This window comes from Polaribacter sp. IC073, assembly GCF_007997075.1.
Taxonomy (GTDB): domain Bacteria; phylum Bacteroidota; class Bacteroidia; order Flavobacteriales; family Flavobacteriaceae; genus Polaribacter.
Map to the genome: position 1 here is coordinate 215,069 of NZ_VORS01000007.1, position 12,064 is coordinate 227,132.

At 31.2% G+C, this 12,064-nt stretch carries 10 protein-coding genes; 4 read left to right on the forward strand and 6 right to left on the reverse strand.

Going from position 1 to position 12,064, the window contains the following annotated elements; genetic code table 11:
- Positions 1-65: 65 nt before the first annotated feature.
- A complete protein-coding gene (locus tag ES045_RS11860; protein WP_147116499.1) occupies positions 66-449 on the forward strand; it encodes a 6-phosphogluconate dehydrogenase in 384 nt (127 codons plus the stop codon).
- Positions 442-993 carry an acyl-CoA thioesterase gene (locus ES045_RS11865; RefSeq protein ID WP_147116500.1) on the forward strand — a complete coding sequence of 184 codons (552 nt, stop codon included), beginning with the start codon at positions 442-444 and terminating at the stop codon, positions 991-993. Before ES045_RS11860 ends, ES045_RS11865 begins: the two co-directional genes overlap by 8 nt.
- A 153-nt stretch (positions 994-1,146) precedes the next feature.
- Here ES045_RS11865 and ES045_RS11870 read toward each other — a convergent pair whose 3' ends face one another.
- The 4 genes from ES045_RS11870 to ES045_RS11885 form a co-directional block, all read right to left on the reverse strand.
- Positions 1,147-1,728 (reverse strand): fasciclin domain-containing protein, encoded by a 582-nt coding sequence (locus ES045_RS11870; RefSeq protein WP_147116501.1) that lies wholly within the window; start codon positions 1,726-1,728, stop codon positions 1,147-1,149.
- Positions 1,729-1,919: 191 nt separating this feature from the next.
- A complete protein-coding gene (gene carB, locus ES045_RS11875; RefSeq protein WP_147116502.1) occupies positions 1,920-4,775 on the reverse strand; it encodes a carbamoyl-phosphate synthase large subunit in 2,856 nt (951 codons plus the stop codon).
- A 107-nt stretch (positions 4,776-4,882) separates the two neighbouring features.
- Positions 4,883-5,044, reverse strand: coding sequence for a 50S ribosomal protein L34 (rpmH, locus tag ES045_RS11880; RefSeq protein WP_100945734.1), 162 nt, complete (start codon positions 5,042-5,044; stop codon positions 4,883-4,885).
- A 144-nt stretch (positions 5,045-5,188) separates the two neighbouring features.
- Complete coding sequence (locus tag ES045_RS11885; RefSeq protein WP_147116503.1) at positions 5,189-5,842, reverse strand: hypothetical protein; 654 nt, start codon at positions 5,840-5,842, stop codon at positions 5,189-5,191.
- A gap of 667 nt (positions 5,843-6,509) precedes the next feature.
- Here ES045_RS11885 and ES045_RS11890 point away from each other — a divergent pair.
- Both ES045_RS11890 and yidC read left to right on the forward strand, forming a co-directional pair.
- A complete protein-coding gene (locus ES045_RS11890; protein WP_147116504.1) occupies positions 6,510-8,123 on the forward strand; it encodes a CTP synthase in 1,614 nt (537 codons plus the stop codon).
- Positions 8,124-8,355: 232 nt separating this feature from the next.
- Positions 8,356-10,233, forward strand: coding sequence for a membrane protein insertase YidC (yidC, locus tag ES045_RS11895; protein WP_147116505.1), 1,878 nt, complete (start codon positions 8,356-8,358; stop codon positions 10,231-10,233).
- Positions 10,234-10,327: 94 nt separating this feature from the next.
- On the opposite strand, the gene ES045_RS11900 is transcribed toward yidC, so the two are convergent.
- Together ES045_RS11900 and ES045_RS11905 are read right to left on the reverse strand one after the other, a co-directional pair.
- Positions 10,328-11,461 (reverse strand): cysteine desulfurase family protein, encoded by a 1,134-nt coding sequence (locus ES045_RS11900; protein ID WP_147116506.1) that lies wholly within the window; start codon positions 11,459-11,461, stop codon positions 10,328-10,330.
- 17 nt (positions 11,462-11,478) lie between these two features.
- Positions 11,479-12,036 (reverse strand): Smr/MutS family protein, encoded by a 558-nt coding sequence (locus ES045_RS11905; RefSeq protein WP_147116507.1) that lies wholly within the window; start codon positions 12,034-12,036, stop codon positions 11,479-11,481.
- Between the last annotated feature and the right edge of the window lie 28 nt (positions 12,037-12,064).

A 12,064-nucleotide genomic window follows, 5' to 3' on the forward strand; every position in this document is an offset into this window, starting at 1 on the left:
GTTTAAAATGAAAAAATGCTAAATAATTAGATATCTACTTAAAATTAGATTTGTATTTTTGAAAAATGAAAAAAATTATAGGAGTTTTAATTGGTGCCACGATTATACTAACCGTTTTGTATTATCTTTTTATTTACTTTGTAACGTACAGTACTGGTGTTAGATCTGGCGAGCTCATAAAAGTTAGTAGAAAAGGTGTTCTTATAAAAACTTGGGAAGGAGAAATTAGTCAAGGAATTTCTGGGGCACAAATTTTTACATTTTCCATAGAAGAAAAAGATAAAAAAGTTATTGAAAACTTACAGAAATACCAAGGTGAATATGTAAAACTAACGTATAAAGAACGGTATGCAACTTTCTTTTGGTTAGGAGATACCAAGTATTTTGTGACCAAAGTAGTACAAGAAGATTCACCACATTTTAGAAGTAAAAACCTTACAGATGATTAAAAAATTTAAAAGTATTAAAGAATCTCAACTAACAATTACAGAGTTAATGCTGCCTTCGCATTCTAATTTTAGTGGGAAAATTCATGGCGGACATATTTTGAACCTAATGGATCAAATTGCATTTGCTTGCGCTTCGAAACATTCTAGCAACTATTGTGTTACCGCTTCTGTAAACAAAGTAGATTTTCTGAATCCGATTGATGTTGGCGAGCTTGTAACCTTAAAGGCTTCGGTAAATTACACCGGTAGAACTTCTATGGTCGTTGGTTTACGGGTAGATTCTGAAAACATTAGAACCGGAGAAACGAAACATTGTAATTCTTCTTATTTTACAATGGTATCTAAAGATGATAATGGAAAAAGTACTCCTATTCCTGGAATAATTTTAACTAATAAAGATGAGATAAGACGCTATGCTAGATCTATTACGAGACAAAATGAAGGTAGAAATAGAACGTCTAGATTTAGTAGTAAAGTATTTAAAGTTGAAGATTATATGCATCTTTTAGAAGGAAGCAACTCTATAATTGAGTTGAAAAAATAGCTTTTTATTTATTTTAACGTTGTAATAAAGTGTATTTTACTTTAAAAATAGCCGATATAAATCATCCTAAAAAACACTATTCACCTTAAACGTTTGTAAAAAAAAAGCCTTCAATTTCTTGAAGGCTTTTTAGGCTGTAAATATTAAAAATTCTTACTTAGCCATTACAACACTATCAATTGCGTGTATAATTCCGTTTGAAGCGGCAACATCTGCTATTACAACCTTAGACATGTTTCCCTTTTCATCTTTCAGCATTACGTTTGCTCCATCTAAAGAAGCAACTAACTTACCACCTTGTACAGTAGTCACCTCAAATGTACCATTATTCGCTTTTATTGCCGCTACAACTGCTGCTGCATTAAATTCTCCAGCAACAACATGGTAGGTTAAGATACTTGTTAAAGTAGCTTTGTTTTCTGGCATTAATAAAGTAGCTACAGTTCCTTCTGGTAATTTAGCAAAAGCATCGTTTGTTGGTGCGAAAACTGTAAACGGTCCATCTCCACTTAACGTTTCAACTAAACCTGCAGCTTTAACGGCTGCTACTAATGTTGAAAAATTTTCGTTTCCAACAGCAACTCCTACTATATTCGGAGTTTGTGCTACTTCTTCTACTTCAACAACTGCTACTGTTGCTTTCTCTTTTGCTTCTTCTGTTTTTGAAGCTTTACATGAACTCATTGCAAAAATTCCTACAATTGCAATAGCCATAAATACGTTTTTTGTTTTCATTATTTGATTTTATTTATTGATTCACATCAAAGATAATAGATATTCATGTGAAATACGTTATTTTTTGTTTAAAGTTTAGTTAAATTTATTAAACAAAAAAAATCACTCCTAAGTTTTTAAAATTAAACATAAAAAAAAAGCATCCAATTCTAACTTAAGAATTGGATGCTTTAATAGGTATCAAATATGTTCTATTTACTTAAATACATTTTACGTCTAGCGTATAGATCATAGAATTGATCATCTTTTAAACTGTCAATAAACAAAATACTTTCTCCAGTAGATTTCATTTCTGGTCCTAGTTTCTTGTCTACGTTAGGAAACTTATTAAAAGAGAAAACAGGTTGTTTAATTGCATATCCTTCTAACTGCGGATTGAAATTAAAATCTGTAACCTTATTATGACCTAACATTACTTTCGTTGCATAATTTACATACGGTTCTTTGTATGCTTTTGCTATAAAAGGAACAGTTCTAGAGGCTCTTGGGTTTGCTTCAATAATATAAACTACATCATCTTTTACAGCAAACTGAACATTAATTAGTCCAATCGTCTTTAATTCTCTTGCAATTGTATGTGTATGATCTTTAATTTGCTGCATCACTAAATCACCTAAATTAAATACTGGTAACATCGCATTAGAATCTCCAGAATGAATTCCACAAGGTTCTATATGTTCCATAATTCCAATGATATACACATTTCCATCAGCATCACAAATTGCGTCTGCCTCTGCCTCTATTGCACCATCTAAATAATGATCTAACAATAGTTTATTACCAGGCATTCTTCCTAATAAATCGACAACATGCTTTACCAATTCTTCTTTATTGATAACAATCTTCATTCCTTGTCCTCCTAAAACATAAGAAGGTCTTACCAAAATAGGGAAATCTAATTCGTCTGCCAACGCCAACGCTTCATCTGCAGTTTCTGCAATTCCGAATTCTGGATACGGAATGTTATTGTTTTTTAACAAAGTAGAGAAACTTCCTCTATCTTCTGCTAAATCTAAGGCTTCAAAAGAAGTTCCAATAATTTTAATTCCGTATTTGGTTAACTTTTCCGCTAACTTCAAAGCTGTTTGTCCACCTAATTGTACAATAACACCTTCTGGTTTTTCATGACGAATAATGTCATAAATATGTTCCCAAAAAACAGGCTCGAAGTATAATTTATCTGCCGTATCAAAATCTGTAGAAACCGTTTCTGGGTTACAGTTAATCATAATCGTTTCATAACCACACTCTGCAGCTGCTAAAACACCATGCACACAGCAATAATCAAACTCAATTCCCTGTCCGATTCTGTTTGGACCAGAACCTAAAACAATAATTTTCTTTTTATCGGTTACAATACTTTCGTTTGCAATGATAATTTCGCCATCTGCAGTTTCAATTTCGTTTTCAAAAGTTGAATAATAATAAGGCGTTTTCGCTTTAAATTCTGCAGCACAAGTATCTACTAATTTAAATACACGTTGTACTTTTAACTCTTCCCTTTTTGTATACACTTCACTTTCTAAACAACTTAGCATGTGTGCTATTTGTCTGTCTCCGTACCCTTTTTGCTTTGCTTCTAGCAATAAGTCTCTCTGAATTGTATCTATTTTATACTTAGAAATTTCTTTTTCAATTTGAAACAACTCTTCATATTGTTTCAAATACCACATGTCTATTTTTGTGATATCGTGAATTTGAGATAACGGAATTCCGATTGCAATTGCATCATAAATAGCAAAAACACGGTCCCAACTTGCATTGGTTAATTTCTCTATAATTTGGTTGTAATCGGTGTAGCCTTTTCCGTCTGCACCTAAACCATTTCTTTTAATCTCTAAAGATTGTGTTGCTTTGTGCAATGCTTCTTGAAACGAACGTCCAATTCCCATTACTTCACCAACAGATTTCATTTGTAACCCTAAAGTTCTGTCTGAACCTTCGAATTTATCAAAATTCCAACGCGGTATTTTTACAATTACATAATCTAAGGTTGGCTCAAATAAAGCAGATGTAGATTTTGTAATTCCGTTTTCTAATTCATCTAATGTATACCCAATTGCTAATTTAGTAGCTACTTTTGCAATAGGATATCCTGTTGCTTTAGACGCTAAAGCGGATGAACGAGAAACACGCGGATTAATTTCAATTGCAATAATATCTTCTTTTTCGTCAGGTGAAACTGCAAACTGTACGTTACATCCTCCTTCGAAGTCTCCAATAGAGCGCATCATGTGAATTGCCATGTCACGCATTTTTTGATATGTTCTGTCAGAAAGTGTCATTGCTGGTGCAACTGTAATAGAGTCTCCAGTATGAATTCCCATAGGATCCATATTTTCAATAGAACAGATAATTACAACATTATCGTTTTTATCACGCAATAATTCTAACTCATATTCTTTCCAGCCCATCATCGCTTTGTCAATCATCACCTCATGAATTGGTGATGCTTCTAAACCGTAGCTTAATAAATTATCAAAATCTTCTGCTTTGTATACAATAGAAGCTCCTGCGCCACCTAAAGTATAAGAAGATCTAATAACTAAAGGAAAGCCAAATTCTTGTGCAATTTCTTTTCCTTTTAAAAATGAAGTTGCTGTTGCTTGGGGCGCCATTGGCACACCAATCTTAATCATTAATTCTCTAAACTGCTCTCTATCTTCTGTAACATTAATAGCGTCTATATCTACACCAATTAATTTTACATCAAAATCTTTCCAAATTCCTTTCGCATCTGCTTCAATACAAAGATTTAATGCAGTTTGCCCACCCATTGTTGGTAAAACAGCATCAATTTGTGGATGTTCTTTTAAAATTTGAATAATAGACTTAGTCGTCAAAGGCAACAAATAGATATGATCTGCCATAGACGGGTCAGTCATAATTGTTGCAGGATTAGAGTTGATTAGAATTGTTTCTATACCATCTTCTCTTAAAGATCTTAAAGATTGTGAACCAGAATAATCGAATTCACATGCCTGCCCAATAACAATTGGTCCAGATCCGATAATTAAAACAGCATTGAGGTCTTTTCTTTTTGGCATTATAAGTTGTTGTGTTGTTTAGTTTTACAAAAATAGTTGGTGCTTGGGTATAAAAAAAGGTGTTACTTAAAAAAGTAACACCCTATATATTAACAATTGTTAATCATTTATTTTTTTGGTCTAAATTCTGAAGATACAGAAACTTTCTTTCTTCCTTTAGCTCTTCTTCTAGCTAAAACTTTTCTTCCATTAGGTGAAGCCATTCTTTCTCTGAAACCGTGTTTGTTTCTTCTCTTTCTTTTCGATGGCTGGTAAGTTCTTTTCGGCATTATATGTATTTTTAAATATCTTCTTGATTACTTTGTGATTGCTTCTAGAGTTTTACTTCTTTTTAAGCGTGGGCAAATATACAACTGTTTTTATTTTTAACAAACACTATTTGAAAAAAAAGTAAAAATATTTTTAATCATCAATTATTTTATCTTTTTCAACAGTTTTTTCATCGTTTTTTCACCTAAATTATAAGAGTCTGTATGGATTGAAGCTGGTTTAGGACGAATTTCTCCTGTGTACATATCTTTATTTTCTGGGGTAGAAATCTCACCTTTACAGTTCATTTCTAACAAAATACCTCCATTTTTTAAATCAATAATTTTTACAAAAGACATTGCACCAGAAACAGAGTCATAAAATCTACCTTTACTATTCTTAGGAAAATCAACATCATTCAAATCTTTTAAATATAACGTTTTTGTTAAAATCACGTAATCTAAGGTCGTATTTTCTTTTAAAAATTCAATCTCTTTAGCTGTAATATCGTAACCTGACAGAAAAGGAATAATTAATTTGCCCTCTTTATTTTTGAAATCTTTCTTTAAAGTAAGGTTATTTCCTAATTTATCTTTAAAATAGTTGATTACATATTCTAAATTACCAGAGTTATTAAAATCTGAATCACTAAAACTGGTTGGAAACAGCAAATACCGTTCATTGTTATAAACTAATCTTTTATTAAAAGTTTGATAATTGTAACTATAATTAGCGGGGTTAAAGGTTATACCTTCAGGAAAAAATACAGAACATGAAGTTAAAAATAAAAAACTAATAATTAAATATTTGTATCTCATAACTAAAAATTATAACCAATTCTTAAATGCAAATCAACAACTAATCCATCAGAATCACTAAAAATGCTATATTTTTTATTTACATAAGAAAGGTAACCAATACCTAAACGCACTTCATAATTAGAATTTGAATTAATCTTTCTTCTAATTCCTCATTTAGGAATAATCGTAAAACTATTTTTCAGCTCTTTTTAAATAAAAATTAGAAATTTTAGAAAGACTAGATCTAAAATTTGTTCTTAAGGTGAAAAAGTTTGCTGCATTATTATAAATATTTAATTTTTTAGAAGCACGTTTTTTTATATTGTAATACCACCTTGATTCTAAAGTAATTTCAGGCTTCATGAAAAATCCAACTCCTAAAACTATTTCTGCATATAAACCTAATTTTGTTCTTAATGCAAATTCTTCAGACAGTTTTATTTCATTATTTACCCAAGCTCCTACTATACCTATCTGAGCAGTAGTAATCGATTTTTCTATTTTAACCTCAGTGTTTTGAGCGTAAGATATAAAAAAGATAAATCAACATATTACAACAGCATACTTTTTCATTTTTCTTTTTTTATCAAAGATGAAACAACAAAAATAATTTTGTAAACATTTTCACCTTTTTTATTTGACATAAATTAAAGAGTTAGTACTTTTGCGCAAACCTAAGAACACCATGAGTAATACTAAATACGTTTTTGTCACAGGAGGCGTAACTTCATCCCTTGGAAAAGGAATTATTGCAGCGTCTTTAGCAAAACTATTGCAAGAAAGGGGCTTTTCTGTAACCATACAAAAATTAGACCCATATATTAATATAGATCCAGGAACTCTAAACCCTTATGAACATGGAGAGTGTTATGTGACTGATGATGGTGCAGAAACCGATTTAGATTTGGGGCATTACGAGCGTTATTTAAATATCCCAACTTCTCAAGCGAACAATGTTACTACAGGTAGAATCTATCAATCTGTAATAAATAGAGAGCGTAAAGGAGAATTTCTAGGAAAAACAGTACAAGTTATTCCTCATATTACCGATGAAATAAAACGTAGAATTCAGCTTTTAGGTGAAACGGGCGATTATGACATTGTAATTACAGAGATTGGTGGAACCGTTGGTGACATCGAATCTTTACCTTATGTAGAGTCTGTTAGACAATTATTGTGGGAAAAAGGTTCTGAAAACGCCATTGTTATTCATTTAACTTTAGTGCCTTATTTAGCTGCTGCTGGTGAGTTAAAGACGAAACCGACACAACATTCAGTAAAAATGTTGATGCAAAGTGGTGTGAGTCCAGATATTTTGGTGTGTAGAACAGAACATGAAATTTCAGACGACATCAAACGTAAATTAGCCTTATTCTGCAATGTTAAACAAGAAGATGTTATACAGTCTATAGATGCGGAAACCATTTATGATGTGCCAAATTTAATGTTAGCACAAGGTTTAGATACTGTTGTTTTAAATAAATTGAAACTTTCTTCTAAAGGAGAACCAGAATTAAAAGTTTGGAATGCTTTTTTACAGAAACATAAAAATCCGAAGCACGAGGTAGAAATTGCCTTAATTGGTAAATATATAGAATTACACGATTCGTATAAATCAATTACAGAAGCATTTATTCACGCAGGTTCTTCTAATGAAACCAAAGTAAAAGTACGTTGGGTACATTCCGAAAGTTTAACACCAAAAAATGCAGAAAAAAAATTAGAAGGTGTGAACGGAATTTTAGTTGCCCCTGGTTTTGGTGATAGAGGTATTGAAGGAAAAATTAGAGCCGTTAAGTATGCAAGAGAAAATAACATCCCTTTCTTCGGAATTTGTTTAGGAATGCAAATGGCCGTTATTGAGTTTGCTAGAAATGTTTTAGAGTTAGAAAATGCAAGCTCTACAGAAATGAATAAAAGCACAAAGCACCCTGTTATCAACTTAATGGAAAGCCAAAAAGAGGTTACAGAAAAAGGTGGAACCATGCGTTTAGGTGCTTGGGATTGTGAATTGAAAAAAGATTCTAAAATATATAAAGCTTATAAATCTGAGTTAATTAGCGAGCGTCACAGACATCGTTATGAATTTAACAACGATTATTTAGCACAAATTGAAGCTGCAGGAATGAAAGCTACAGGAATAAACCCTAAAACTGGTTTGGTAGAAGTAGTAGAAATTCCTTCTCATCCTTGGTTTGTTGGTGTACAATACCATCCAGAATATAAAAGTACGGTGTTAAAACCGCATCCTTTATTTGTAGATTTTATTAAAGCTGCTTTAAAACAATCTAAAAAATAAGGTACCATAATGTACGTTCGAGCGCAGTCGAGAACTATTAAATCTAACAAAAAAAAGTGCCAACTCTAATAAAGTTGGCAATTTAAAATTAGGAACACTATTTGAACTACTAAATATAGTAAGAATAACAGTAGTAAAATCAATTTAAATACATACAGTTTTGCTACATTTGTCGCTTTTTACTTTTAACAAGAAGTCTAAAAATGACAAATTGACATTTTAAAAAAATACAATGGAACAAAAAAAATTCGACTTAAATTCTTTTATTGGATTGATCTTATTAGGAGGTATTATTTTCTGGTGGATGAGCACACAAGAGCCAGAAATAGATGCAGCTAATGATGCCACTAAAACTGAGGTAATAGATGCTACAAAAATTACTACACAAGATAACTTTACAAACAACACACCAGTAGTAAACGATTCTTTGAAACAAATTGCCCTTAAAAATGAATTAGGTGCTTTTGCCCAAAGTGCAATGAATGCTTCTGAAGGAGTTTCTGTTTTAGAAAATGACGTTGTAAAATTAACAATTGATAATAAAGGTGGACAAATTAAAGAGGCTTTAATTAAGAATTTTAAAACCTACGATTCTCTTCCTCTATATATGATAAAAGATAATAATGCGTCTTTTAACATTAATTTTGGAACAGCAGACAATAGAATCTTAAATACTAAAGACTTATTTTTTGAACCAACAATTACAAAAAATGGAGACAACCAAGTTGTTTCTATGAAATTGAAAGTTTCTGAAACGCAGTATTTAGAGTACAGATATGAAATGAAGCCAAAAGAATACATGGTTAATTTTGCTGTTCGTTCTCAAGGCTTAAGTAATGTTATAAACACTTCGAACCCTATTAGTTTAGATTGGTCTTTAAATGGGTATAGACATGAGAAAAGTTTAAAGACAGAAAACACAATGTACACGCACTTCTACTACAAAGCAGAACAAGAAGTGGATTATATTAATGGTGGTAATTCTGAAATTTTAAATGATGTAGATTGGGTTGCTTACAAACAACACTTTTTTACTTCAAACTTATTGTCAGACAAACCTTTTAACAATGCAACAATAACTTCTACAGACCTCGTTTTAAATGAAGAAACAGATACAGTTTTCACTAAAAAGTTCGAATTAAAAACGCCTTTAGAATTGTCTAACGGAGAGTTAAATTACAATATGAAATGGTTCTACGGACCAAGTGATTATAATTTACTTAAAAAGTATGAAGGCACAGATTTAGCTGAAACAGCAGATTTAGGTTGGGGTATTTTCGGATTCTTAAACAGAACGGTTTTTTATCCTGTATTTAATTTCTTAAAAGGACTTTTATCAAACTACGGATTAATAATTATTTTAATGACTATTGTTGTTCGATTAATTATGTCTCCTTTAGTATATAAATCTTATTTATCGAGTGCAAAAATGAAGGTGATTAGACCTGAGTTAACTGCCTTGAATGAGAAATATCCCGGTAAAGAAAATGCAATGAAGCGTCAGCAAGAAACCATGGCAATTCAGCGAAAAGCAGGTGTTAATATGATGTCTGGTTGTATACCCGCTTTATTACAGATGCCAGTATTCTTTGCCTTGTTTAAGTTTTTCCCAACAAACATCGCTTTAAGACAAGAAAACTTTTTATGGGCAAACGATTTATCTTCTTATGATACCATTGCACAACTTCCTTTTACCATTCCTTTTTATGGTAATCACGTAAGTTTGTTTCCAATATTAGCTTCTGTTGCTATTTTCTTTTATATGAAAATGAACCAAAGTCAGCAAGCAAACATGCAAGCTCCAACGCAAGAAGGAATGCCAGACATGAGTAAAATGATGAAGTACATGATTTACTTCTCTCCTATTATGATGTTGTTTTTCTTTAACAACTATGCAAGTAGTTTAAGTTTATACTATTTTGTTTCTAACCTGTTAACCATTGCTATTATGTTAGTAATTAAAAACTATGTTATTGATGAAGATAAGATTCATGCACAAATAGAAGAAAACAAGAAACGTCCTGAAAAGAAAAAGAGCAAGTTTAGAGAAAAAATTGACTCTGCAATGAAACAGGCGCAAGAGCAACAAGCACAACAAAAGAAAAAGTAATTTTCTTTAAAACACAAAAAACCGAAACGTAAAAGTTTCGGTTTTTTTTGCTTTAAAATAAACAGCTTATCATAAGTTGAATATTTGTTTTTTTTTACAACAACTTTTTTAGTTTTGAAATTGTAACATCTAGTTCTTCTTTCTTAGTGAATTTAGAAAATGAAAAACGAATGGAAGTTTTATCTTCTTCTCCATTAAATAACAATTCTGTTAATACATGAGATCCCTTATTGCTTCCACTCTGGCAAGCGCTTCCGCCAGAAACAGCTATTCCAGCCAAATCTAAACTAAACAGTAGCATGTCATTTTTCACAGGGAAACGCACACTTAAAATAGTATATCCGCTATGCTCTAAGTCTTGTGAAAGACCATTAAATTGAATATTTTCTGATATTTTTTTTAATTCAGAAATAAAATAAACCTTTAAACTTTCTATATAATTTTTATCTTTTTGAAGTGTGTTATACGCAATTTCCAAAGCTTTCTCCATTCCTAAAATTGCATGTACATTTTCTGTACTAGATCTTGCTCCTTTTTCTTGATCGCCACCATGAAGCATTGGTAAAATACCAAATCCTTTTCTAAAAAAAGCAAAACCAACTCCTTTTGGTCCGTGAAATTTATGTGCACTCGCAACAATAAAATCTGCCTTTATTTTTTGTAAATCAATCGGGTAATGTCCTATTGCTTGTACTGTGTCTGAATGAAATAAAGCATTGTTTAACTTACATAAGTTAGCAACTGCAACCATTGGCAGTAAGTTTCCAATTTCATTATTAAGCATCATTAAACTTACCAACGTTTTTTCTTCGGAAGCTTTTAATAATGCTTCTAAATGAAGCAGATCAACAGTACCAAATACATCAACATTTACATATTCTACCGTAATATTGCTACTTTTTTGTAAAAAGTTACACGTATGTAAAACAGCATGATGTTCTATTTTTGATGTAATAATTCTAGTAACGCCAAGGTTTAAAACAGCATTATGTATTATTAAATTATCGGCTTCAGTGCCGCTAGAAGTAAAAATAATTTCGGCAGCAGCAACCTTAAAATGTTTTGCAATATTTTTTCGTGCAGTTTCTACAGATGATTTTGCTTTTCTACCAAATTGATGAATCGAAGAAGGATTCCCAAAATTTTCTGCCATAGAAGTTTGCACTATTTCTATAACCTCTTTATCAATTTTTGTGGTTGCAGCGTTGTCTAAATAAATAGCATTCATACAATTAAAATATTTTTTTATGATCCTATATTTTGAAACACATAGACTTCTGTGGCTCCTAGACCATATTGTTTATAAGAAGCATCATAATGTTTAACAGGATATTTGTTTAAAAGAGCTTGTAATTCAGATTTTAAAATCCCTTCTCCTACTCCGTGGATAAAAACAATTTTAGAAATTCTTTTCTGAATTGCAAATTCAACTTTTCTTTTTGCGGTATCTAATTGAAGGTTTAGCATATCATAATTATCCAATCCTTTTACAGACTTTGTAAGTTTACTTATATGTAAATCCACCTCCATTATTACCTCCTTTTTTTGTTTCTTAAAAAGGCTCTTTTTTGCTTTGGGTAATCCAATTTTATCTTTTAAGAAACCATTGTTAATGTCAGAAAACTTTGTTAATTCATGCTGTTCTGTTTCAATTTTAACCAATTCATCCTCATTAAAATTAAAAATCATTCCATCTAAAGTTTCAATAGAAATTAAATCCTTTGCAATAGCAATAACAACCCCCTTTAAAACATCGTCTAAAACAGCTACTTTGTTACCAACTTTAAAACCCTTTCTTAACATTATCTTAATTCAATTTTAAATATAAGCT